19 protein-coding genes are annotated in these 24,496 nt (G+C 71.4%); 12 read left to right on the forward strand and 7 right to left on the reverse strand.

What is annotated here, in order from left to right:
- Positions 1 to 112: 112 nt before the first annotated feature.
- The 3 genes from ACFQ87_RS22405 to ACFQ87_RS22415 form a co-directional block, all read right to left on the reverse strand.
- Entirely contained in the window at positions 113 to 1,747 is a 1,635-nt protein-coding gene (locus ACFQ87_RS22405) for an alpha/beta hydrolase (protein WP_380612564.1), read from the reverse strand.
- Between the two features lie 367 nt (positions 1,748 to 2,114).
- Positions 2,115 to 2,750 (reverse strand): hypothetical protein, encoded by a 636-nt coding sequence (locus tag ACFQ87_RS22410; RefSeq protein ID WP_380612565.1) that lies wholly within the window; start codon positions 2,748 to 2,750, stop codon positions 2,115 to 2,117.
- A gap of 729 nt (positions 2,751 to 3,479) precedes the next feature.
- Positions 3,480 to 3,977 (reverse strand): phosphoribosyltransferase, encoded by a 498-nt coding sequence (locus ACFQ87_RS22415; protein ID WP_380612566.1) that lies wholly within the window; start codon positions 3,975 to 3,977, stop codon positions 3,480 to 3,482.
- 502 nt (positions 3,978 to 4,479) lie between these two features.
- Between ACFQ87_RS22415 and ACFQ87_RS22420 the strand changes: the two genes are divergently transcribed.
- The 4 genes from ACFQ87_RS22420 to ACFQ87_RS22435 all read left to right on the forward strand — a co-directional run bounded on the left by ACFQ87_RS22420 (position 4,480) and on the right by ACFQ87_RS22435 (position 9,167).
- The gene (locus ACFQ87_RS22420; RefSeq protein WP_380612567.1) at positions 4,480 to 5,691 is read left to right on the forward strand and encodes a S1 family peptidase; all 1,212 of its coding nucleotides are present in this window, start codon (positions 4,480 to 4,482) and stop codon (positions 5,689 to 5,691) included.
- A gap of 23 nt (positions 5,692 to 5,714) precedes the next feature.
- A complete protein-coding gene (locus ACFQ87_RS22425) occupies positions 5,715 to 6,212 on the forward strand; it encodes a hypothetical protein (protein WP_380612568.1) in 498 nt (165 codons plus the stop codon).
- 138 nt (positions 6,213 to 6,350) lie between these two features.
- On the forward strand, positions 6,351 to 6,491 hold the full coding sequence (locus ACFQ87_RS22430) for a hypothetical protein (protein WP_380612569.1): 141 nt from the start codon (positions 6,351 to 6,353) through the stop codon (positions 6,489 to 6,491).
- 657 nt (positions 6,492 to 7,148) lie between these two features.
- A complete protein-coding gene (locus tag ACFQ87_RS22435) occupies positions 7,149 to 9,167 on the forward strand; it encodes a hypothetical protein (protein ID WP_380612570.1) in 2,019 nt (672 codons plus the stop codon).
- A gap of 404 nt (positions 9,168 to 9,571) precedes the next feature.
- Here the strand turns inward: ACFQ87_RS22435 and ACFQ87_RS22440 are convergent, their stop codons facing one another.
- Complete coding sequence (locus ACFQ87_RS22440; protein WP_380612571.1) at positions 9,572 to 9,889, reverse strand: nucleotide pyrophosphohydrolase; 318 nt, start codon at positions 9,887 to 9,889, stop codon at positions 9,572 to 9,574.
- A gap of 636 nt (positions 9,890 to 10,525) precedes the next feature.
- On the opposite strand from ACFQ87_RS22440, the gene ACFQ87_RS22445 reads away from it, so the two are divergent.
- The 5 genes from ACFQ87_RS22445 to ACFQ87_RS22465 all read left to right on the forward strand — a co-directional run bounded on the left by ACFQ87_RS22445 (position 10,526) and on the right by ACFQ87_RS22465 (position 17,515).
- Positions 10,526 to 10,735 (forward strand): helix-turn-helix transcriptional regulator, encoded by a 210-nt coding sequence (locus ACFQ87_RS22445; RefSeq protein WP_375943016.1) that lies wholly within the window; start codon positions 10,526 to 10,528, stop codon positions 10,733 to 10,735.
- The gene (locus tag ACFQ87_RS22450) at positions 10,728 to 11,111 is read left to right on the forward strand and encodes a hypothetical protein (protein ID WP_380612572.1); all 384 of its coding nucleotides are present in this window, start codon (positions 10,728 to 10,730) and stop codon (positions 11,109 to 11,111) included. Before ACFQ87_RS22445 ends, ACFQ87_RS22450 begins: the two co-directional genes overlap by 8 nt.
- 287 nt (positions 11,112 to 11,398) lie before the next feature.
- Positions 11,399 to 11,827, forward strand: a complete 429-nt coding sequence (locus ACFQ87_RS22455; RefSeq protein WP_380612573.1) for a hypothetical protein — start codon at positions 11,399 to 11,401, stop codon at positions 11,825 to 11,827.
- Positions 11,828 to 12,326: 499 nt separating this feature from the next.
- Entirely contained in the window at positions 12,327 to 16,439 is a 4,113-nt protein-coding gene (locus ACFQ87_RS22460) for an AAA domain-containing protein (protein WP_380612574.1), read from the forward strand.
- A gap of 359 nt (positions 16,440 to 16,798) precedes the next feature.
- On the forward strand, positions 16,799 to 17,515 hold the full coding sequence (locus ACFQ87_RS22465) for a hypothetical protein (RefSeq protein ID WP_380612575.1): 717 nt from the start codon (positions 16,799 to 16,801) through the stop codon (positions 17,513 to 17,515).
- 370 nt (positions 17,516 to 17,885) lie between these two features.
- Here ACFQ87_RS22465 and ACFQ87_RS22470 read toward each other — a convergent pair whose 3' ends face one another.
- The 3 genes from ACFQ87_RS22470 to ACFQ87_RS22480 form a co-directional block, all read right to left on the reverse strand.
- On the reverse strand, positions 17,886 to 19,046 hold the full coding sequence (locus tag ACFQ87_RS22470; RefSeq protein WP_380612576.1) for a ParB/RepB/Spo0J family partition protein: 1,161 nt from the start codon (positions 19,044 to 19,046) through the stop codon (positions 17,886 to 17,888).
- Entirely contained in the window at positions 19,046 to 19,612 is a 567-nt protein-coding gene (locus ACFQ87_RS22475) for a ParA family protein (RefSeq protein ID WP_380612644.1), read from the reverse strand. The genes ACFQ87_RS22470 and ACFQ87_RS22475 overlap by 1 nt, the downstream gene beginning before the upstream one ends.
- 865 nt (positions 19,613 to 20,477) lie before the next feature.
- Positions 20,478 to 20,723, reverse strand: coding sequence for a hypothetical protein (locus tag ACFQ87_RS22480; RefSeq protein WP_380612577.1), 246 nt, complete (start codon positions 20,721 to 20,723; stop codon positions 20,478 to 20,480).
- Between the two features lie 162 nt (positions 20,724 to 20,885).
- Here ACFQ87_RS22480 and ACFQ87_RS22485 point away from each other — a divergent pair, with 162 nt between their 5' ends.
- The 3 genes from ACFQ87_RS22485 to tpg all read left to right on the forward strand — a co-directional run bounded on the left by ACFQ87_RS22485 (position 20,886) and on the right by tpg (position 24,319).
- Complete coding sequence (locus ACFQ87_RS22485) at positions 20,886 to 21,242, forward strand: hypothetical protein (protein ID WP_380612578.1); 357 nt, start codon at positions 20,886 to 20,888, stop codon at positions 21,240 to 21,242.
- A gap of 39 nt (positions 21,243 to 21,281) precedes the next feature.
- Positions 21,282 to 23,681 (forward strand): telomere-associated protein Tap, encoded by a 2,400-nt coding sequence (tap, locus tag ACFQ87_RS22490; RefSeq protein ID WP_380612579.1) that lies wholly within the window; start codon positions 21,282 to 21,284, stop codon positions 23,679 to 23,681.
- A gap of 92 nt (positions 23,682 to 23,773) precedes the next feature.
- Positions 23,774 to 24,319: a telomere-protecting terminal protein Tpg gene (gene tpg, locus ACFQ87_RS22495; protein WP_380612580.1), complete on the forward strand. Its 546-nt coding sequence runs from the start codon at positions 23,774 to 23,776 to the stop codon at positions 24,317 to 24,319.
- Positions 24,320 to 24,496 lie beyond the last annotated feature (177 nt).

A 24,496-nucleotide genomic window follows, 5' to 3' on the forward strand; every position in this document is an offset into this window, starting at 1 on the left:
GGGGGGGGGGGGGGGAGGGGGGGGCGAAGGAGGAGAACGCCAGGAAGAGCCAACCACAGCGCCCTCCCCCCCCCCCTTCCCCCCCCCCCCGGTACCGGCTGTGAGGATCGGCTCATGCGACCGGCCTTCCCGCGATGACCTGGCCGAACCTCTTCCAGGACGGTGTGCCCTTGTTCCAGTAGTGGTCGTGGTCGGTGTTCTGGGACGGCAGGTGCTGGGCGCCGAAGGCCGGGTTCATCGGATCGCGCCCGAAGCGCAGGTGGTAGTCGTCGCTGCGGGGGTTGTAGTTGTCGGGGGCGAAGGGGTCAGGTGTCCAGTCCGTGATCGAGTCGTCACCGCCGAGCACCGCGTACACCTTGGACGGGTCCATCTTCGTCCCCTTCGCCAGGTCGACATTGAGGCCGCCCGCCTTGTCGACGCCGACGCCGGGGCTTCCGGCGAAGACCACGGTGTCGACGGGCAGTCCCTTGTCGCGCATGGCGTAGCCGACGACGGTGCTGCCGTAGCTGTGTCTGATGATCGTGTTGTGGGACGGGGATCCCTGGTGGGTGGCCCGCAGACCGGACTGGAAGTTGTAGAGGTTCTGTTCCGCGTCCTTGGCGTACCCCTCGTAGGCCGCGTCCGGGACCGGCTGCGTGAAACTGGGCCTGGCCGACTGCGGTGCCGTGTAGTTCACGTAAGCGATCGTGGAGACCTTGCTGCCGGGGCTCGCGTCGATGGCGCTGCGGTACATCTCCTTCGCCTTGTCCATGGTGCCGCCGACGTCGGCGAGCTTGGACTCGGTGCCCGGGACGAAGGTGGCCACGTGGTCCGCGGTGTCCGGGTCGTTCAGCGCGAGGATCGCACGGCCGCCCGGTGCCGCGGCGTCGAGGCCGAGCAGGAAGGGCCGCGGGTCCTGTTCGGTGACCGACTTGTCGAGGCGGTCCTGGATGGCCTGGATGCCCTTCAGCTTGCCCTGCAGCGCGTCGCGCTCAGCCTTCCAGACGATGTGGTCCGGACTCTCGGTGGCCCCGTACGGGGTTCCCGTCACCGAGAGGGGCTCGGACTTGTCGAGGTCGCTGAGCTGCTTCCGGAGGTCCGCTTGGGACCGGGTCAGGTTCAGGCGGTTCGCCTGGTCGCGGGCGACGGCGGGGACGTCGTCGAGGTTGCCGACCTGGTCGGGGTTGTCGTGGATGAACTTCTGCTGCTCGGTGTCGGTGAGGCCGTCCCACCACTTCTTGACGCTGGCCGGGTCGGTGCCCTTGGCGGGTATCTGCTCGCGGGCGGTCTCGGCGGCCTGGTCCTTCGCCACCATGGCGGCGTCCAGGCCGAGGCCGTTGCTCGCGTTGGTCGCGAGGTGGTTCAGCCGCGCGCTGATCTCCTGGTCCGCGTGGTCGGCCTCGTTGAGCGCGGCGGTGATGCGGTTGCTGATGGCGATCGCCGTCGTCTCGGCGCCGGCGCCCGCGTAGTTCGCGGACGTAGGCTCCTTGTCCCACGTGATGCGGCCGTCAGGGGCGACGTTGAGCTTCGCGCTCTTGGCGTCGTCGAGGGCGTAGACCAAGTGGGCCTGGGCCAGCGCGAATTGTTCGGCGGCCTTGGCGAGCGCCTTGCTGACGAAGTCGAGCTCACTGTGCGCGGACTGGAGCTCGGTGCCCAGGAACCGGATCCGGGCCTGGGCGTGGTCGGACGCGGTGCCGGTCCAGTGCGCACTCCCCGGTCGGCGTCCTGCGCCACCGCCTGCAGCACAAACTGCCGCCCGCCCGGGCACCACAGCAGTCCGCCAAGCCGCGCTACGCCGAGTGCGCCACGTGCCACGACCCCGTACCCCGGCCCGGAGCCTGCGCCGCATGCGCGGGCCTCGGCGGGCGACGGGCTGAGCCGGACGGCGCAGTGGGCGCAGTGGGCGCAGCGGCCGTGGCGGCCGCCGGAGCTGCCCGCGTCCGGGCAGCCGTCCTCGCCTCCCGGTCGGCGCCGATCCCATGACAGCCCGCCGGAGCAGGCCTCACGCAGCCACTGTGTCCCGCCTGAGGGCCGGCGTAATCCGTCGTCCGGCTGCTGCTGTTGGTCACACACCGAGGCCTGGCGTCGGCGTGCAGCGTCGCGCGCGGTGTCAACCCATCAACGAGCGAAGGTTGTCAGTCCTCGTCGCGCAGGTGGGCGGCGGTGACCGCGACGAGGCCGTGAAGGTCGCGCACCGGCACGACCGGTGCGGGACTGATCCCGAACTCCCCATCGGGCAGGTAGGCGACGTTGCAGCGCAGGCAGAGATAGCAGGCTCTCCAGGCCGCGGCCAGCGACGGCTGGATCGCCGAATACTCCTCGAACTGTCGCCGCATCCGGTCCCCCCTCTCGGCGCGCCTAACGGCCATGACCACCCCCGCAACCAAGGGGGGCCCACCCAACATGCCGAACGCCAACAGGAAGCCCCGCAGCTCGTGCTTGTCGGACGTCAGCACTGGCGGTAGGAGGAACAGCAGGAACACCAGTGCCAGGAAGAACAGGGAAGCAATCTCGCACCCGGAGCCGGGCTTGGCCAGCTGAGGCTGAGGCGGCGGAGCGACCTGTCTCGCCAGCAGAGTTGTGGAGACACCCGAGGTGTGGACGGTCGAGCGGCCGTAGGCCGGCACCGCACCGACGCCGCTCGCGTACGCGACGCCGGAGGAGTAGCCGGTGCTCGTCCCGGAGTACCGGCTGGTCTGCGACTGGTAAACACTCGGCACGCTGCGCACCTGATCGATCTCGCCGCACTGCGGGCAGTTGATTCGGCTCATAAGTCCCCCCAAGGTCGGCCGACAGTACGTGAGCATGGCACAGGCGGTATGAGATCGGCATGGCGACAGTCGTCGCAGTCATGGTGCCCCTGCCAGTGCCGGGGAGAAGTCCGTCCGACGGAGTGTTGGACGGCGCCGCGGACCGGCGGGCTGACAGCCGACATCTGGCACGGATTGCTTACGTACACGACGTTGCGTCACTTGACGCTGTGCGTCGACACTCGGTGAGCCCGGATCGTCCCCGAGCCCGACTCCGCGGGGTCCCGCCACCTCATCGAGGTGTACTCGCCCACGCGTTGTACCGGCTCGTGGGCGGGGATCGCGAACACGTCCAGGCCTCGGAACCTGACTCGGTCTGTCTGAGCCGGCGGTCTTCCTAGCTCGACGGCTTCGAGCACGTCTCGCGTGCAGCTGAGCGAGGCGTCACTGTGCCGATCACGGAAGTCCGGCTGCCGCCGGACCCGGGCCTTGACAGCCCTTTCCGTGCTCATCCGTTCCCATGGCGGGTCGCCGTACCCAGTTGAGCCGGCGACTGAACCTGCTGCGCTTCACGCCCGGATCCATCGCAGGTGTGGCGGTCGGTGCCGCGGATGACGGTCGGTGTGTCCGGACCGGCGTCCCCGTCTCACCACAGCGAGGACATCAACCGGCGGGCTGCCTGGTGTCCGGTCGGCGAATCCGAGGTCTGGTCGCTGCGCCTCGTCGGGCCGTCGCCGCGTCGTCCTCGGATCAGGCGTCGAGCACCTGGCCGTGACGTCTGACGACCGGTCCTTCCCCCGACCACGGGAACTCGATCCAGTCGTCGGTCCTCTTCCACACGTACTCGCACTTCACGAGGGAGTGCGACTTCTCGTAGATGACGGCGGACCGGACCTCGGCGACGTGGCTGAGGCAGAAGTCGTGCACCAGCTTCAGCGTCTTGCCCGTGTCGGCGACATCGTCGGCGATCAGGACCTTCTTGTCGGTGAAGTCGATCGCGGCGGGCACGGGCGCCAGCATGACGGGCATGTCGAGGGTGGTGCCCACGCCCGTGTAGAACTCGACGTTCACCAGGTGGATGTTCTTGCAGTCCAGCGCATACGCCAGACCGCCCGCCACGAACACGCCGCCGCGGGCGATGCTCAGGACGAGGTCGGGCTCGTAGCCGTCGTCGGCGATCGTCTGCGCGAGTTCGCGCACCGCCCGGCCGAAGGTCTGGTAATCCAGGATCTCGCGCACATCAGTCACGGCGTTCAGTGTCCTTGGCCGTCGGCCGGGCGGCGAGCACCGGCACGCTGAGCGCACCTGGTCGGCCCCATCTCCACCGACGGCCCGGACTGCACCCCCGGGGAACCCGAGGTGGCCACCGACGTCGCCCCCTATGAGGGATCCAAAGCCACGTCGGCCGCGGCCTCTACCAGCCCTACTGCACGAACGCCTATCCACGGGCCGGCTGAACCGGCCCGCGTAAGTGCCGGCCCGGCACCGGACCGCACCGGCCCCACCGCCGGATCGTCGGGTGTCCCGGCCTCACGGACAGCCCCGAGAAAGATGGCCATCGCCACGAGTCGGGTAGCGGCAACGGCAGGACGGCAACCGACAAGTGCCGTGCCACCCTTGTGTCGTCGCCCGTGCGGGTGACGGGGCAGCCGTTCGCTGGCGGCGCGGGCCCGTGCCGTGGGGTACTGGGCGGGTGCGTAACAGGAGGACGGGTCTCGTCGGGGCCGCCGTGCTCGCCCTTCTCCCGGCGATGCCAGCCCTTCTCCCGGCGGTGCCCGCTCGCGCGGCCGAGGTGCCCACAGGGCGCGGCGCACACCGCTCGGACGGCACGGTGGAGTCCGAGGTGCTCCGGCGTCAGGCCGCGCTGGAGCAGCTCGCCGATGCCATCACCGGGGTGCCCGAGCACCGGCGTGCGACGGTGCCCGGCTACGCGGGGCACACCATCGACCCGCGGCAGGGCCGGCTGACGCTGTACTGGCACGGCGACGTGCCCGCGCGCGTCGCCGGCCTGCTGGAGCGCACCCCGCCGGGGATCACCGCGACCGTCCGTCAGGCGCCCTACACCCTGCGGCAGCTGCGCCAGGCGCGGAACCGGCTCGTCGGGGCCGCCGTGCGCGGCGACGCGGACGCGGTGTGGAACGCGGCCTGGCCCGCCGCGGACGGCACCGGGCTGCTCGTCACCTACACCCCCGACACCGCCCGCCGGTCCGCCCTCACCGGCGAGCAGGTCGCCGCGCACGCCGCCGAGCTCGCCGGTGTCCCGGTCGACGCCGCACCCGCCACCGCCCCCACCGCCGCCTCGACCCGCCACAGCGACGCCAGCCCCTGGAGCGCCGGCGCCGAACTCAGGGCACCCGGCGACGCGTTCTGCACCTCGGGGTTCGGTGCCTGGCGCGGCAAGACCGCCGTCCTGCTCACCGCCGCGCACTGCGGGACCTCCGGCACCTACAAGACCGGCACCGGCGCCGAGATCGGCAAGGCCTCCGACTCCGACACCGGGCTCGACATCACCGTGATCAACACCAACGGAACGCCGAGCGGTCGGTTCTACGACGGGGCGTGGGACAACTCTGCAGGCTATTCCAAGCGCGTGTTCGGCGCCGGTCACAACTCCGTCGGCGGCCTGGTGTGCTCGAGCGGGGCCATGTCCGGAGTGCACTGCGGGCTGAAGATCACCAAGACCGAGTACGCCGCGAGCGTCGAGGGCACCTGGCACACGGACATGGACATCGCCGAGCGCACCGACGACCGGACCATCGCGGTGGCCCAGGGTGACAGCGGCGGGCCGGTCTTCGCCAGCATCAACGGCGGCGAGGACATGCAGGCCAGAGGCATCATCGTGGCCGGCGGCGGCCAGAAGGCCGTCTGCACCCCCGTGGCGGAACGGACCACCTGCTACGACACCGTCCTCTACACCCCGATCTCGCCGGTCATCGACAAGTTCGGCCTCTCCATCGCCTGACAGCACGAAAGGAAGGCACACCCGTGGACGTCGCGCTCACCGGCCGGCTCCTGGCGACCCTCTCCGTCCTGGCCATCGCGTGCGGCGCGGCCGCCGCCCAGCCCGCCGGGCCCCGGGGGCAGGCGCTGGCCGACCTCCAACGGGCCATCTACGAGGCCGGCGTCGGCCCGGCCACCTGGCACGTGGACACCGTCGGGGCCCAGCCCGGCGATGCCGTGCAGACCGTCGAGGTGATCGGCGACCTCAACGCGGCCCGCCGCGCCCTCGACCGGCGCTTCCCCGGACAGACCCGGGTCGTGCGAGGCCACATCACCTCCGACCTCGTCTACCGGCGCGGCCACGACTACCAGCTCGAAGGCGAACTCCAAGGCCTCAACCGGCCTGACTTCCAGGTGTTCAGGACCGACGCCGCACCGGACGGCCGCACCACCGTCGGCGTCGTCGGCGACCTCACCGCCGCCCGCACCTACATCGACGCCCACTACCCCGGCCGCACCATCGTCCACGGCAACACCCCCTGACCGACCCGGGCCCCGACCCGCTACGCTCGCCCGAAGGCCGCACGCGGCCGCCGCCCCCCGGGCGCGGCGGTCGGCCGGTACGGCGTCCACACCCCACGGCGGCTGCAGCGGATCGCCCCGAACAGCGAGCTCCCGCAGGTGGCCAGTCGCAGCAGCCCGATCCGCTCCTTCGCCTGGGAGATGTCCAAGGTCTACGGGCGCACGCTGAACGCGGACTCCTTCGACCACCAGCGCATCCAGCACGACCAGGGTGACCAGCGCGACGCCCACTGTTGCTGACCCACAGGACGGCGGGTCATGGTCGACCGGGGACAAGTCGCCTCCCGCAGTTCGTGATCACGAACGCCCGGCGGCCTGTTCGCAGCGCGACCACGGTCTGCTGACAGGTTCCAGCTCGACCTCCCGTGCCGCAAAAGTACGGCTTGTCTTCCCGCTGAGAGCGGGAAGACAAGCCGTTGGCGCGCCGGCGGAGCCGACGGTTCGGCGATTGGTGATCCACCGCTCGACGAGGGCGGCTATGACCAAGGCCGGCGTGTCGGGCCGCGCCAGCTGTACGGCCAGTCAGGACGCCGGTGCGGTCCACGGTCACGATCCGGCACTGGTGGAGGTGCAACCCAGGGACGCTCTGCGACCTCGCAGTGGTAGCAACGCGCCACAGCGCCGTCGTGGTTGTACCACTCATGGGCTCCGCAATCCTGGCTGCCCTTGTCGGCGAGCCCTCGCTCGACGAGGAACCAAGGCAGGTGCCTGCGCAGACGGGTACGCCACCGATACCGACCGGTCCGAGTCATTCCGCGAGGCTAACCCGATCCAGCTGACCATGGAGATCATTTACCGGGCCAAGGATCTGGGCCGAGCCACTAGCTTGCCCCAGGATTGGCCAGGTGGTCCGGGGCCGAGCGAATTCATGCGACAGGGCGGCATGTTTCGTGCACGATGGCGGCCGACGGGGGGCAGAGCAAGGTGCTGGTGAACGGGGTGATGATGGCGGGGAATTCGCTGGAAGCGCTGGACGCCGTGGTGTGGGAGGGGCTCGAGACAGGGCACCCGATGGACCCGGTCGAGGTGATACCGCAGACGCTGCGTCAGCTCGCTCTCGCGGGTGCGGAGGCGACGGAGGAGGACTGCTACCCGCTGTACTCGTTGGTCACGAGGGAGGGGTGCGAGACGCCGTCGGCGGCGGCGGTCGCGTTGCCGTTCGTGGTCGCGCTCGCCGCCGACCCGGCCATGGGCGCGCGGGTGCCCCTCGTCGAGCTGCTGGTGGCCCTGCAGGCGCCGGCCCTGGCCGGCGAGGACTGGACGGGAGCGCGGGCGTTGCTCGCGGATCCGGAGCCGACGGTGCGGCGGGCGGCGATACCCCTGGCGGGCGGGGTCCAACGGCTGCTGGAGCGGTGGCGGGCGGAGACGGACCCGGCGGTACGCCTCCCGCTCCTGCTGGCTCTCGGCGAAGCGGTGTCCGGCGAGACCGGGGTGGGCGGGACCGGAGGCGTCGTCGATGACGCGCGGGCGGTGCTGGCACAGATGCTGGAGGTGGACGACCCGGTACTGTGGGTCGCGGCCGTGCACGCCTCGGCGGAACTCGACCGGGATCTCCCGGTCCGCCGGATGGACCGGCTGATCGCGGTGTTCTCCGATCCCGCACTGCGGCCACGGTTCGAAGAGGTCTGGTTCACTCCGGCTGTCGAAGGCCCCTGGACCCGCGAGGACCTGGTCCGCTCGACGGCATGGCAGCTCGCACACGACCCCGACGCCGAACTCCGCTTCGCCGTCCGCCTGGTCGAGACGGCGGACCGCACCGGGGACACCGCACTGTGCCGGGAGGCGCTGGACGTGGCATGGCGGCTCCTGACCGAACGGCGTTCCGTGGAAACAGCCCTGCTGCCGCTGGCGGGCGCTCTGCTGACCAGTCCGGACGCCGCCGTACGGCTTCGAGTCGCAAACATCCTCGCGGTACTGGGCCCGGCCGCGGCCCCGTACGCGGACCGGCTCGCCGAACTGCTGGACGACGACGGGGCCGACGACTACCTCGACGGAACGGTCGGCGAGATCGCCCGCTGGGCACTGACTCGGATCGGTGACCCGCGCGCCCTACCGGGCCTGATCGAACAGCTCCGCGCACAGGAGGAAGAGCAGGGCCGCGGCTACTGCCTGGCCGACCCGAGGCGGCCGGACGTCACGGACGTGCTGGTCCCGCTGCGGGCCCACGCGGACGTCCTGTTGCCCGAGATACAGGAGGCGATCCGGCAGGGTGGGGCCCGGGGCGGTGCGACCCGCGAGTTCCTCGTAGTGCTGGAGGCATGGGGCGAGGACGCGCTGCCGGCCCTGCCCGATCTCCTGCCGCTGCTCGCCGACACCTGGACCTCCGTCTACGTGCTCCGCATCCTGCAGGCCCTGGGGCCAGTCGCCGCTTCGGCCGCACCGGCCCTGCGCACCTGCGAGGTCCTGGACTACCCCGGTAACCACGAGCTGGTGGCCTCGGTCGCCACGCACATCGGTGGGGATCGTGCAGCGGTCCTGCGGCTGGTCGGCGATGCGGTCATGACGGCGGAAGAACCCCTGTACGGGCCGATCGGTGCCCTGGCCGACTTCGGTGCCCAGGCGGCCCCTTACGCGGACCGGGTCCGGTCCGTCATGGAGAACGGCACTCACTGGCAGCGCCTCAACGCCGCTGCCACGCTCTGGTCGATCACCGGCCAGGCCGAACCGACCATGCGGGTCCTGGAAGAGTTCGTGCTGCCGATCGCCGACGGCGGCGACGGCTTCGGGAACTTCCGGAAAGCGCTCAAGGCGCTGATCCGGATGGGCGAGATCAGCTCTGCGATCCGGGCCGCGCTGCTGACGGTCCAGCGGTCGGACCGCCGCCTGGGCGCGGAGGGGGGATATCCGATGATCGATCATGACAGGGAACTTCGCGCACTGGTCGAACAGGCCCTCGCCGGTCAGGGCCCTTCCTGAGCGTTGCACCGTCACCGTCCGTACTGCCTTCCCTGGGCACTCGTGTACGCCGACGGAGACATGCCTTGCTGCTGAAGCGGGTGGGTGGGGCGGGCCCAGAGCAGACGACCGCTGACACTGACCTCCCGCTGGTGCGGGGAGGAGGTGCTGGCGCAGGATTTCCTCCCGGGCGGCGGCCTGACCTCCCGCTGGTGCGGGGAGGAGCCTCCTTCTTGCCCGGTACGACGCCCCACATCTGGGCCGAGCCGTCGGGGAACAGCTGGTCCAGGCGCGTGCGGACCTCGGGCGCGAGCAGGTCCGCGTGGTCGTCGAGGACGACCGGGGAGGCGATGGTGTCCAGGTAGTGCTCGTTGACGTTCTTGTCCGACCTCGCGGCCGGCTGCAGCACGATGAGCATGTGGTGCTCAGTCCCCCAGTTCGGTGTACTTGTCGGCCCGGCCGCGGGCGAGGTGCACCGGGTACTTGGCGCGGTTGGCCGCGATCTTCTCGATGAGCGCCTGCTCGAGGTCGATGCCGAGGACGTCCGAGAACCGCAGCAGGTAGGCGAGGACGTCGGCCGCTTCCTCCCGGACGCGCTGCGCGCGCCCGGGGTCCGCCATGACGGCGGACGACTGCTCGGGCGTCAGCCACTGGAACAGCTCGAGGAGTTCGCCGACCTCCCCGCTGAGGGCCATGGCGAGGTTCTTGGGCGTGTGGAACTGCTCCCAGTCCCGTTCGGCCACGAACTCGGCCAGTTCCTGCTGCAGCGACCTGATCGTCGGGGGGACGATCTATAGCAGTGTGCTGTGATGAGATGCTAGTAAGTTTACTTATCGACTCCAGGCTTCCCTGCGAAGCGCCGCTCCCGCAAGGCCGTCAACCGCTCCGGACCTGTGGCCGGCCGCCGCTCAAGAGCGAGCGTCCAGGGACATCCCCGCCGAAGCCCGTGCCACCTCTCCAACGGCCGGGCGACACCGGCCCGGGAAGCCCGCGCGGCCGTCGACGCCCCGAGGTGAAAAACGCGTGTCTGAGGGGGCCGGCCTGGTGCGAGACTGCGCGCCCGTCGGTGCTCAGCGGATCGGCCCCGTGACGCCGAAGAACCTGCAGGTAAGAGGCTTGGGCCCGCTGCAGGGACGAGCGCCCACGCCGTCGCTCCACAGAAGTTGAGCCAGAACCCGAAAACAGACAGCACTTCGACACCGGTTCGGGAGGTGGTTGTGGTTGCAGCCGGGACGGAATGCTCACGAGCTTCGGCAGCGGGCTGACCTTGTGTGAGGCCCGGGAAGCGCCGGCCCTCCTGCCTGTTGTGACCCGCCTGAGCGAGGCGACCCTGTAAAGCAAGCTTGACACATGCGAAGGGTGACAAGCATCCTTTACAGGTGAGAAACAGGGTCAGAGAACTACGGATGGCGCGCGGGCTCTCGCAAGGGCAACTAGCAGCCGCCCTCGGAGTCTCGCGGCAGACGGTCAACGCCATCGAGACCGAGCGGTACACGCCCTCATTGCCGCTCGCCTTCGCCCTGGGCAAGTTCTTCGCGATCAGCATTGAGGAGATGTTCCATGCCAATGAGGACTCAGCAGATGATTGAACAGACGGCAAACAGGTCGATCCCGCTGTTCTTCCTCGGCGTCGGTGTCGTCTGCCTGGCGGCTGCGGTCGTCGGCGGCCGCCCTGCCCTCGGACTGGTGATGCTGGGAGTCATGGCCTTATGCTCCCTTGCCCTGGCGTTGCTGAGCCGCCGCAGCGAGACCTACCGAGGGGTCACGGCGGAATCCGACGAGCGTTTCGCCCTGATGGGCCGGTCCGCCTGGGCGGCCACGGGTGTGGTGCTGACCGTCGCGAACCTCGGCGGTCTCATCGGCGAGCTGGCGGGTGGGGACAGTGGCTCGCCGTTCTTCTGGATGGCGGCCCTCGGAGCCGTCACCTACATCGCGTGCGTGGGCCTGCTGCGCCAGCGCATGTGAGGCGCTCCGGGGTCGCCGGCCAGGTCGGCCCACCTTGCCGGCGTGCCGACGGTCGGGTGCCTCCCGTTCTCGTGAACAAAACCAACGATGTCGGTCTGCGACTCCGAGACTCCGATTTTTTGATGCCCAGTTTTGGTGCCAATCCGTCGGCCGGCCCTCCTGCCTGCCTTCGGACGAGCCCGTGTCGCACATTCGGTCCAAACGTGCGTGCCCGCAAGGGGTCGGCGGCGGACCCGACGGAGGCTGGGGCGCCAGGTGGGGGGATCGCCAACTGAGACGGAGAAGCCGTGACCGAGCCGGACTACTACCAGTTCCACTCCTCCCACGGGCACCACGCCCCGCTCCATGTCGTCTGGATGCCGCTCGGACCGGGCGGCCTGAGTTCCTTCGAGTACGCCGACTCGACGAGGTCCCACACGTTCCGGGGTAAGGACGTGAGCGTGGTCGAAAGCCCGCTCGGCCGTGTGGTGAGCGTGACGATCGAGACAACGATCGACCGCGGATCGACGTCGTTCTCCGTGCTGGTGCCGTCGGTCAACCTGAACGGGCACAGCGCGACGGTGAGTACCGTCGGCATCACCACCGTGCACCGGATCGGGATCGGCCCCATGACCGGGCAACTCGACGTGTACTCCGAGACCCCGCTCATCGGCACAGCCGAGAGCCGCATCATCCCCCTCGAAGATCGCGCCGGCGCCGGCGCCGCTCGCGCGTGACCGTGCCCACCAGGACACCGCCGCCCCCGCCGCCTTTGGGACGGCGGCGGGGGCGGGCGTAGGAGGGCCGCGTGCCATTCGGCCGTGAACGACGGCGGACCCCGCAGACGCGGGGGAGGACACTTCCTGAGCTGGGGCGATGTAGCGCCCTCGCTGTTTCTTTGCTCGACGCTCCGCCCCGTGAACATGCGGATGGCGCAAGCGAGCTGTTGATGTGTCAAAAAATCTAGGACATCGTGCCATGTGTCGGTGAGGCTGGGCTGGATGTGGTCAACTCCGCGGGCGGAGCTGGTTCATTGGGCCTGCGGTGCTGGCAGCTGATCCTGGGCGAATGCAGGGCTGCCGATGGCGCCCCGGCTCCATGACCTGGGCACTCGGCTCACCCACCCGCTCTCCGGTAGATTCTGCGGCCTGCTGATCGGCACACGAAGCGGCTGCGGGCCGCGAGTTCGACACGGGGGGCTGAGGGGTGCGGACCGGGGGCGGGCGGGATCGGCGGGTGGAGGACCTGCTGGAGTGCTGGCGAGCCATCGAGTTGTTCAGCCCGCCGAAGATCCCGGAGGTGCCGCGCAAGCGCCGCTCGGGCAGGCCGCGTGCCTCCGACACGCCCGCCGTGGACCTCACGCCGGCTGCGGGCCAGGCGCCGCCGCTGCTCCCGTGGGCGCCGGAGCATCCGGAGACGGCGGCGTGGCGGGCGCCGCGGGGGAAGGTGTGGCGGCACGAGGTGTACGGCGGGGTGTTCGACCTGGAGCGGCTGCGTCAGGCGATGATCGCGGTGCTGCCGGAGGGCACCGAGCCGGATCCGGGGGTGCCGCAGGAGGAGCTGGTGCTGCCGGGGCGGAGCGCGATGTTCGCGCTGGTCCTGGACGAGTACGGGCGGCCGGTCGAGGGCACGTCGGTGGTCTCCGCGTGCGCGTGGGCGACGGGCCGGCTCTTCGACCCGGGACCGTCGGCGCCGGGGTGGCTGGACGGCTTCGAGGAGCTGGGCGAGGCGTTCGAGGTCGCGGTGGGGCAGTTGACCGCCACGCCGATCCCGTACACCGCCGGGCACTCCGCCTTGCCGCCACTCCCGCCCGATCCGCCGGGTTTGCTGGGTCCACCGCTTCCGCGGCCCGCGAACCCGGCGCCCGTACCGGAGACGGCGGCCCCGCCGCGCAGCTGGCAGCAGTTGCTCGCCGAGATCCTGGGCGGCGCCGCGGTGGCGGCGGTCGGCGCGCTGTTCGGCGAGGTCGCCGGCGCCGCCGTCCAGGGGGCGACGGAGCCGCTGGTGCGCCGCGTCGCGGACTGGGTGGCAGCCCGCCGCCCGGCCCAGGACCGGCCCGTCGAGCACCACTCCCTCACCACGGCGGGACCCGTCGAGCCAGCCCCCGCTCCCGCCGTATCCCAGCCCCCGCCCTTCCACGAGCCCGAGCCCGAGCCCGAGACCGAAGCCGAGACAGACGCCACAACCGACTCCGGCCCACGCCCCGTCACCTTCGCCGACCTCGTCGCCCTGACCGCCCAGATCGCCGACCTCTGCGGCGTCCAGCACCACCTGGACCCCCGCGCGATCCGGGTCCGCAGCAAGCTCGTCCGCCTCCCGCGCGACCCGAAGGCCAAGCCCGCGGTCACCCCGCCGTTCCTCAACAGCTTCCTCCCGCCCGACCTCGCCCGGGTCCGCGCCGCCCTCACGGACACCAGGAACGGCAAGGACCGCCAGAACGGCACCCACGCGGGCAACGGCCTCGGCCCCGCCCTGAACGCCTACCTGACCGCACACCACGACATCGCCGCCCACACCCGCACCGACCTGCGCGAGGACCGCCAGGCCGTCCTCGACGGCGTCGCCCCCGCCCTCGTCCCCGCAGGCCGCTGGCCCGCCAAGGCGCGCTACCCGCTCGCCCTCAGCCAACAGTTCGCCGTCAACCGCATACTCGCCGAACGCGCCGGCACCGACGGCGGCCTGTTCTCCGTCAACGGCCCGCCCGGCACCGGCAAGACCACCATGCTGCGCGACCTGGTCGCCGCCCTCGTCGTCGAACGGGCCAGCGTCATGGCCTCCTACCAGCGGCCCGAGGACGCCTTCATCGGCCGCGCCTGGCGCGGCATGAACCGCCGGGGCGACCGCCCCCGCTTCGTCGCGGCCCTCGACCCCCGGCTCACCGGCTACGAGATCGTCGTCACCTCCTCCAACAACGGCGCGGTCGAGAACGTCACCGCCGAACTACCCGGCGCCGCCGCCCTCGACGAGCACTGGCACGGCGGCCCCGACCACTTCTCCGACCTCGCCTCCGCCCTGCTCGACGGCGCCCCCGCCTGGGGCCTGGTCGCCGCCGTCCTCGGCAACAAGAACAACCGCACCAAGTTCAGCGACCGCTTCTGGTGGGGCACCCTGCCCAAGGACGAGGCCGACGCCCGCACCGCCCAGGGCCTGCCCCCACTGCGCGGCATGAAGACCATCCTCGGCGACTGGATCCCACCCAAAGCCCCGAAGCCCGCCCGCACCCCCCAACCCACCCAACGCGGCCGCCGTACCGCCCCCGAGCCCGCAGCCCCCGCGACGCCCGCCGGCCCCGCCCAGCCCATCCCCTCCTGGCGTCAGGCCGTCACCGCGTTCAAAGCCGCCCAAGCCGAAGTCGAACGCCTGCGCAGCGAACGCTCCCGCCTCGCCAGCGCCCTGGCGGACACCGACTCCGGACGCGGCCGACAGCTCCTCGACGCCCTGCACGCCGCCATCACCCGCGCCGACGGCCGCGTGGAGGCCGCCGAGGCCCGCCACACCACCGCCACCACGACCGCCATCACCGCCGGAACAGCGGCCCTCGCCGCCGAAGCCGCCCACCAGGCCGCCACCCAGCGCATCCCCCAGGCCCGCGAAGCCCTCGCCGGCGCCCGCGCCGACCTCGCCGTCGCCCGCGAACGCGCCGCCCACCACCGCCAGTACGTCGACGCCCTGACCGCCCGCTACGAAGCACTCCCCACCACCGAACCCGGCCTGCGCACAGGCCTGCGCCGCCTGCTCCAGAGCCAAGCCGAACGCCGTGCCGCCGAACAGCAGCACGAACGCACTCAGGCCGAGATCCTCGCCCTCCTCGTCCAGCAGCGCACCGCCCTCAACGACGCCTACGACCACATCGCCCGCTGCGTCCGCGTCGAGGACCTCGCCGCCGCCGACCTGCACACCCGTTCCACCACCGCCCTCACCGACGCCGCCCAGGCCGCCACCCGTGCCCGCGCCCGCGAGAACGCCGCCCACACCGCGGAGTCCGCCGCCCACGAAGCCGTCCAACAGGCCCGGCGCGAAGCCGCAACCGCCCGACGCAACCTCGAGACCGCCACCGCCGACCTCGACGCCGCCCACCGCGCCCTGCGCCGGGCCGCGACCACTCTCCCCTCCCTGCCCCTCGACTGGACCCACCTCGACAACCACGACCAGGAACTCGGCTCCCCCTGGTCCGACGAGGCCTGGTGCACCGCCCGCAGCGACCTGTTCCTGCGCGCCCTCGACCTCCACCGCGCCTTCGTCGCGAACACCGCCAAAAAGGTCCGCGGCAACCTCGAGGTCCTCATCGAACTCATGTCCAACACCAGCGGCCCCGTCCCCGACGAGCAGGTCCGCCACGCCTGGCAGACCCTCTTCCTCCTCGTCCCCGTCGTCTCCACCACCTTCTCCTCCATCGGCAGCATGTTCGCCCGCCTCGGCCAGGGCTCCATCGGCTGGATCCTCGTCGACGAAGCCGGCCAAGCCACCCCCCAAGCAGCCGTCGGCGCCCTCTGGCGCGCCCGCCGCGCCGTCCTCGTCGGCGACCCACTCCAACTCGAACCCGTCGTCACCATGCCCACCGCCCTGCAGCGCCGCCTCCTGCTCGCCCACGACGTCGACGAACAATGGCTCCCCTCCGCCACCTCCGCCCAGGCCGTCGCCGACCGCGTCAACCGCCACGGCACCTACCTGCCCGACCCCACCGGCACCGACGACACCGTCTGGGTCGGCTCACCCCTGCGCGTCCACCGCCGCTGCGAAGACCCCATGTTCACCGTCAGCAACGACATCGCCTACGGCGGCCTCATGGTCTACGGCACCCACCCCCAACCCTTCCCCGTCCCCACCCACGACGGCCTCCTTCCCAGCCGCTGGCTCGACACCCCCGACCCCGACCGCCCCACCGACGCCCCCTGGGGCGAACGCGACCGCCGCGCCCTCACCTTCCTCCTCGGCCAACTCCACCGCCACGGCGTCACCCCCGAACGCCTGCGCATCATCGCCCCCTTCCGCGCCCTCGTCCGCGAAGCCACCGAAACCTGCCGTACCCGCCCCGGCTGGACCACCGAACTCCTCGACGAACGCTGCGCCACCGTCCACCGCGCCCAGGGCAAGGAGGCCGACGTCGTCATCCTCCTGCTCGGCGCCGGCCGCCGCGGCGCCCGCGAATGGGCCGCCCGCACCCCCCACCTCCTCAACGTCGCCGCCAGCCGCGCCAAACGCCGCCTCTACGTCATCGGCGACCGCGCCCTGTGGGCCCCGCTGCCCCACTTCGACGTCCTCGCCGACGAACTGCCCGTCTACGACCACATCGGCGACCGCGACACCTGGCGCCGCGACGACCCCGAACCGTCGAACGCGTCCGCGTAGGACGTCCGTCGCCGACGGTCCCGCCAACCGTCGGCGACCCTTCGGGCAGAAACGTGACGAGACGAGGCACGGCGAACCGGTCCAGACCGTCCACTCGCACAGACGTGATCGAGTAGCAGGTCGGGCCGGTCTGAGTATCCGTACTCAGGCCGGCCCGACCGTGGCTGCAAGAGCATGGGGGCATGCGCCCAGTAGCCACCCCGAGGGCAGGCATCACCGCCGTCGCTCCCGCCGTCCACCTCGTCGGCTCACCGCGCAGCAGCTCCAGGACGAGGCCAACGCGCGCATCCACCATCAGCCACGGCAGCCCGCTCCGTTAGAGTTCACGCCGTCACATTCACTTCCACGGGGATTCCTTCATGCGTACCACCTTCCTGCTGCGTGCGGCCGTGCCGACGACCGCGGCGCTCGCCCTGATGCTGACCGCCTGCGGGCCGGACCAGAGCGGCGGCGACGCCGCCGGCGCCGGGCCGTCATCGGCCCCCGCCAGCGCGGGCGCGCCCTCCAGCCCCGGCGCCGACTTCGGCGGCCGGACGGACGGGACCAGCACGAGTGCGCCGACCATCACGGCTTCCACCTCCGCCCCCACCCAGGCCGGATCGAGCCCGAGTGCCACCAGCGTCGGCTTCCCGGGCGCACTGGCTGTCGGTGGCAAGGCCCAGGGCACCTACACCGACCACGAGAAGGGCGACATCTCGGTCGGCATCGCCATGACGGGCGTGGTCAAGGGCGACAGCGCCGACCTGGCCAAGTTCCTCAAGCCGGAGGACCTGGCCGGGAAGACGCCGTACTACGTGAACGTCACCTACACCCACACCGGTGGCAACGGGATCTTCGAGCCCTACTTCAACCTGCAACTGCGGGCGATGGTCAGCGACACCGACCAGGCACGCAAGGTCGACCTGCTCAGCGCCTTCCCGAAGTGCGAGAGCGACGTCCCGCAGGGCGGCAAGGACTTCGTCAAGGGCCAGAGCGAGCACGAGTGCGCGATCTACCTGGCACCGGCCGACAAGCCGCTGACGTACCTGCTGTGGATCGACAAGAACGGCACGCCGCTCGCCTGGAAGGCCAGCTGACGGTACCGCCGGCGTGGCGCCCGATCCGGCCTCGTGCGCCACGCCCGCTCGCGAAAGCGTCCCGGAGGCGGCCCCGGCGTCGAGCGGGTGGTTGACCCACAGGCGCGGGGAGGACCTATTCGACCTGCAGCGGAGCACAGCCTTTGCCCTGTCTTGACTGGCTGGCGCCACAGGCTTCAAGGGTCCGCTGGTGCTGCTTACTGCACGGAGTGTGCTCGTGCTGATGGTGCTGTTGAGGGATCAAAGAGCACCGGACATCGTGCCATGTGTCCGCCGCGGGAGGGGAGCAGGTGAGGCCTGCGGGACTTTCAGGAGACAGAAAGCCCGGTGCCCTCCCCGCCTGGTCGGCGAGGAGGGCACCAAGGTCGCGTCAGCTGCCGGTCGTCAGCAGACGGTTGGCCAGCGCGTCCGCGAGGCGGTAGGCCTCGTCGGCCGAGAGGGTGCGGCAGATGGCGTCCGCCAGTTCCTCCACGTTGTGCCAGTCGACGCTACCGAGCTCCACCTGCGAGGTGGCCGTCGGCTGTTCGTCCGACGGGGCCACGGCCCGCTGCTCCGGCATCGGGAGGGGCTCGGAATTTTCCGCGGAAAATCGGTCGGCACTCGGAGCGGGCTCAGGACTCGGAAGCGGGCTGCGGGGAGCGGGCTCCGGCACGGTGGCGGCGGGAGCCGGTGGCTCCGTAGGCGACGGCACGGCCTCGGCAGCCGGCCGAGCCACGGGCGCAGCGGGCTGCTGCACCGCCGCCGGCTGCGGAGCCGGTGCGGCAGCAGGCGTCTTGGCCGCGGCCTTGGCCTCCACCCTCGCCGCGCGCTTGGCCGCGACGGCGTCGGCGTCGGCCTGGAGCAGCTGCTCCAGCTCCGACGTCTGCTCGGCCAGGGACATCTCCTCGATGCCCTTCACCGAACCCAGCCGACGCGCGACGTTGATGGAGACGCCGTCCTCGCCGCGCGCCTTGGCCCGCACCTGGCGCTGCAGCTCCGGGTGGAGCTTCAGCAGGTTCTTGCGGTGCGAGATCCAGCTCTGGGACCAGCCCTCCGCCTCGGCCGCCTCCTTGGCGGTCGGGTACTGCGCCACGATGAGCAGGACCGCGTTGGCCTCCTCGATCGGGTCGAAGTCCTTGCGCGCCATGTTCTCGTCGAGCGCCGCCCGCAGCAGGGTCGCCTTGGACTCCGCCACCGAGTCGTCGACGACGACCAGCAGCTGCTCGCGCCCGTACAGCTGCGCGGCGGCCCGCCGGCGGTTGCCGTTGACGATGACCACGTCCTGCGCTCCCGCGCCCAGCGCCTGCCGGTCCTCCGGCCAGAGCCGGAGATAGGCGGCCGGGGTGACGGCGAGGCAGCTCTGCAGCTGGCGGTCCTTGATGCTCGCCAGGTCCGAGAGGTCGCCCAGCTCGTCACGAGGGTTGCGCGGGTTGGGCAGGCAGTTGGCGGTGGGGACCCACCGGGCCGGGGTGTCGTTGGTGCTCTCCACACCCGGGGCGTCGACGACCGGGTCCGCGGCCATCGAGGCGAAGGAGACACGACGGCCTGCCATCAGCGACCCCCGTACCCGAGCTCGAGCGACAGGCGGAAGAAGTCCTCGCGGGCCCGGTAGGCGGTGCCGCTCTCCTTGTACTGGGTGACGACCGTCCCCTCGGCCACCGCCCGGGAGTGGATCTTGTACCGGCGCAGGACGGTCTTGGCGCGGGGCCATCCCCGTGCGGCGATGTACGCCTCGGTGTCCTCGAGGTCGGCGCGGCCGTCCCGGGGGTCCCAGTTGTTGACGACGACCCGGTAGGGGATGTCCATCGGCTCGATGACCTTCTGGATCGTGCGGGCCGTCGGGTCGAAGCACAGCGGCTCGGTGATCATCGGGACCAGGACGTCGTCCGCGATCTCCAGCGCCCGACGCAGAATTTCCTCGTCAGCAAGGGTGCCCGGCGTGTCGATGAAGATGTGTTCGTACTCGTCCTTCGCGCCGAGGACGTCGAAGGTGCACGCGGCGAGGTTGACCGTGGTGGTGGTCTTGCCGACGCCGCCCTTCTGGTTGGCGATGACGTGGATCTTCGCGCCGGTGTTCTTGAGGTGCACCAGCTGCTCGGCCTGGTCGTGCGCGGCCATGAAGTCGAAGGGCAGGTTGTCCCCCACCCGCTCGGCCCAGACGACCGCGGACCCCTGGGGGTCGGTGGACACGACAAGCACAGATGGCTTCATGATGTTCCGTTCTTTCCGTGGGCTTCCCGGGCGGTGCGCCCGGTACTGCGGATGCCCGCCGCTCAAAGCCGTGGGCGGCGGACTGGAACAGCATTCCAGATGATCGACTCGGAGCCTGACGCGACCCGCGTGTGATGGAGCACAATGGCGGGCTCGCGGGGTCCGGGTTTCCGGGAAAGCCCGACTGTCCGTCTGGCTGCCTGGCCGGCTTTCGCTTCCCGGGCGTGGTGATGTCGGGGTGGCGGAGGGGGGAATGGAATGTACGAGGGTGATTGCTGGAGATTGCGGTCTGGACGGCGAAGCGCTTGCGAAGTCGGCTGATTCGCTTGGGCGGGGAGTTTCCTGCGTGCGGAGCTTGAGGTGTCGACGCCCCGAGGCGAGGGAGCATGGCGCGATGTCTGGTGCTGCCTGACAGCTCAACAGGTCGGTCCGCCAGCTGCCGACAGCTGGGCCGCCAGGCACGGCCGAGAAGTTGCAAAGGCGTTACACCGCCGCACGTCAGGAATGTCCTCCCCGCACCCGCGGGGGTCAGCCAGCGGCCGCGACGCCCAGCCCTACGCACTGCCAGGCGCCTCGTCGCTGAGCAACAGCGCCAGCACGGCCAACAGCATGGCCCGGATGCGAACCGTCCGGGCCATGGACGCCGCGGCACGGAGTTGTAGGCGGCGCACACCGGGAAGGAGCCGGCCTTCGGCAGCACCGCCGCCGAGCTGTCGGTGCAACGGGCCACTTGCACAACAGGGCTATGCGTCCGCGAGAGGCTGAAGGGTCTTCATTTGTGGTCGTGCAGGAAGGCGGGGGTCTCGTCGCGGGTCGGGGAGTTCGGCAGGGGCGCCGGCTCGTCCTGAAGGAACGCGGTGATGACGGCTGCGGCTCGGTCGTTGTTGTCGTCGAGGCCGTTCCACATGTGGTGCCCGACTCCTGGCATGTACTGCGTGCGCTGGATGGCGGGGTCGTCGGCGAGGATGGTGGTCGCCCATTGACGGACCTGGGAGGAGCATTCGGCGATCATCGGCATCGCGGGGGTCCGGGACCGCCTCAGTTGCGGTGCGCTGGAGGGCGAGTCCTTGACCGTCTGCTGGATGCGGAGGCCGTGCGTACCGGGGTGGACTCTAAGGTCAATTAGCATTAATTATCTAAGATTTACAAAGCTCGATGGCTACTTTGTTATGCTTGGCTCATGACTCTCTATGGTGCGGATCTTGAGCGGGTCGAGAAGGAGCTCCGCGCGGCGGAGCGGGAGTGGGGCCTGCTGGGGGTGCGGATCGAGGGTCTGAAGGCGCAGCGGGAGGCCTTGCGGAAGCTCGTCGAGGCGTCGGTGGTGCCGGGGGTGGAGGTCCAGGACCTGACGAAGGCGGACGCCATGGTGAAGATCCTTCAGGCGTCGGCGAAGCCGATGACCTTGGGGGAGATCGCGGAGGCGATGACGGCGGCGGGCAAGAAGACGAACAGCAACGGCGCGTCGGTGTACATCGACGGCCTGCTGAAGGCCGGCCGGGTGGTGCGGGTCCAGCGCGGCCGGTACCGCGCGGCCTGACACCGTCCGTCCACCGTGGGAGAGAGGGGAGAAGCAGAGATGCCCGGTACCTCGCCAGGAGCCTCCGAGGCGGTCGAGGCGCTGCTCGGCGCCGGTCCGCGCCGCCAGGTGCCGCTGCCCGAGCCCGCCGAGCGGGCCTGGCTGCGCACCGAGTACGGGCTGACCAAGGCGGAGACCGCGAAGGCCCTCGGTGTCAGCGCCAGCACGTTCACCGCGTGGGAGACCGGCCAGCGTGACCCACAGGGCGAGCCCCGTGCCGCCTACGCCAAACTTCTCGACGGCATGGCCGCCAGGCTGCTCCCGGCTGCGCCCGCGCCGCAGCCAGCCGTCCCGGCCGCCGTGCCTGATCCGCCGGTGGTGTTCGGCGGCGACGCGGTTATGGAGCTGGACCGGACCGAGGGTGGGGAGCTGGTCGCCGACCGACCTGCGCCGTGTGTGCGGTGCGGGCGGCCGACGCCGTACCGCTCGCAGGGCCGTCCGGTGCACATGGGCGGCTGGTGCGCGCCCACCCCGGTCGGGCAGCCGACGGCTGCCGCCCCGGTCGCGGAGCAGCCCGCCCCACCGGCCCCGGCCGAGTCGGCAACCTCGGTCGCTTCAGTCGCTGCGCCCCGTCAGGTCGCCCGTGCGGCCGCCGCACCGGCTGCGGCCCGGCGCGGCGCGTCGTCCCGCCCTGCTGCCGGCGCGGCGTCGCGGACGCGGACGGTGGCGGCGAAGAAGTCGGCCGCCGAAGCCGGGCCAGCGGACTGGGAGGCCGCCGCGGCGGCGCGGTTCCCGGCTGGTCCGCTGGCGGTGCTGGACGTCGCCTCGTCCGGCAAAGCGTTGGTGACCCATCTCGCCGACGGCACCCTCGCGCCGACTGCCCCGGCCGGCCGCACGCTCGCCGACGTTGTGGAGTGGGCGCTGGAGACCAAGCTCGGCTCGCCCAGGTTGCACCGGCACGGCAAGGACGGTGACGCCCTGGTCGTCATCTCCGACGCCGCGCTCGCCGAGCTCGGTCTGCCGCCGATGGGCCGGGACGAGAAGAAGGAGTTCGTCCAGCGGCTGGGCCAGCTGCCGAAGACCCACAAGGCCGTGAAGGCGATCGAGCGGGCGGGGTGGCTGCTGACCCAGCGCGGCCTGGGCCCGTGGGCCCGGGTCTACCGCACGCCTGAGGACGGCAAGCGCCAGTGCGTGCAGCTGTGCATCCCCGCCTGGGGCGCCCTCGCCACCGGCGGCTGGCAGATTCCGGACGGCCTCGCGGCCCAGGACCTGGCCCGGCTGCTCGGCACCTACGCCACCCGCGTGCTCACCCCGCGCGGCTCCACCGCCGTCTGCGGCCTGGAACTGGTCACCGCGCTGCGCCCGCCGACCCGGGCGGTGCGCACCGAGGCCGGCTGGACGTCCGGGCCGGTGGAGGGCTCCCGGCCCAAGGACGCGTTCGACCCGGCGCCGCCGGAGGTCCCGGACGTGCACCCGCTCGCCCAGGATCGCGGCCCGGGGGAGGAGCTGGTGACCGAGGCGTGGGACTGGTTCCGCGAGCTCACCGACGACGAGAAGCGCACGGCGCTGTACGGGGTCGGCCTCGATGTGAACACGGCGTTCCTCGCGGCCGCCGGCCGCCTGACCCTGCCGCTGTCGGAGCCGGTGCACGAGCTCAACCCGGCCTTCGAGAAGAAGCTGCCCGGCTCCTGGCTGGTCGACCTGTCCCAGGTGGAGACGGACCCGCTGCTCCCGTCGCCGTTCACCGCGGACGGCTCGCGGCCGACGGGCCCGGCCTGGTACTCCACCGTCAAGGTCGCCTATGCGGTGGAGCTCGGCGCCGACGTCCGGCCCACCGAGGCCTACCTGCGGTACGAGCACGGCCCGTACCTGGACCCGTGGCACAAGAGGCTCCGCGCGGCGTACCTGGACACCATGGCCGCGCTCGGCGTCCCGCTCGACCTGGCCGACTGCGACCCGTTCGAGTTCCTCGACGCCATGGCCGCCGTCAAGACCACCGGCGACCCGGCCGAGCTCGCGGTGCTCACCGCGATCAAGCAGACCGCCAAGGGCACCATCGGCAAGTTCCGCGAGCGCCCCCGCGGCCACGGCTACAAGCCCGGCGAGCGCTGGCCCGCCCTGGAACGCCCCACCTGGGACCCGCTGATGCGCGCCCTCGTCATCGACACCGCCACCGTCAACCTCCACCGCAAACTCCGCAAGATGGCCGCCGACACCGGCCTGCACCCCATCGCCGTCCTCTCCGACTGCGCCGTCTTCCCCGCCCCCGGCCCCGGCGCCCTGGACATCCTCACCAAACCCGACGGCACCCTCACCACCTCGCTGCGCCTCGGGGTCTCACCGGGCCTGGTGAAGTTCGAGGGCTCCCGGCCGATGGCAGAGATCGCTGCGCTCATCGCCGACGACGCCAACCCGGCTCGGCACATGAAGACCGGCGGCCAGGTTTCCGCCGACGAATAACCCCTGGGCGCGGCCCGCCGGCGCCGACCGGCGGGCCGCCCACCACGACCACCAGTAGTGGCCGCCGCCCCGGGCGGCCGGGAAGGAGCAGCGTGAGCCGGGAGATCGACGAGGGTCTGGAACGCGCCGAGCGCACCCGCCCGATCCCGCGGTCCGTCCAGGCCCGGATGCGTTTCCTGCTCAAGGGGGCCAAGGGCTCCACCAGGAAGCTCGCCCTGGAGCTCGGCGTCTCCCAGCGCACGGTGCAGCGCTGGCTCAAGGGCCAGGCCGTCCCGAAGCCGGCCGCCGCCAAGACCATCGAGAGCAAGGTCCGCGCCACCTGGCAGCCGCGCGTGAAAAAACGGGTTCGCCGCGACGCCGAGCAGCGCGGCTTCATGCTGCACATCTCCGCGACGTTCGGCTTCAGCGCGGCCGGCGGCTCGACCGACGACCCCCGCCCCCGCGTGATCACCCAGAAGATGCCCGGCGACGTCGCCCGCCGCCTGTACGCGGCCCGCGACGCCGGAGCCCCCCAGGCCCAGCAGGAAGCGATCCTCGCCGAGGCCCTGCGCGACGAGTACTTCAAGGACGGCGGCCGCCGCGCCCGCGGCCTCGACGTCGAGCTGAACGACATCGCCTGGATGGACGTCGAGCTGTAGAACCACCCTCGGGCAGCCCTGTGTCGCCGAAAACGTGACTGAGCGCGCTGGTGGACCGGTGGCCGGTCCGAGGCCAGGGCCCGCGCCACCGTGCCCCGGGAGATCCCCAGCTGTCGGGCCACAGCCCGCGCCGAGGCATCGCCAACTTCGGGACGCTCACCGTCACCGACAGCCGGA

The organism is Kitasatospora sp. NPDC056531, assembly GCF_042794375.1.
Lineage (GTDB): Bacteria > Actinomycetota > Actinomycetes > Streptomycetales > Streptomycetaceae > Kitasatospora.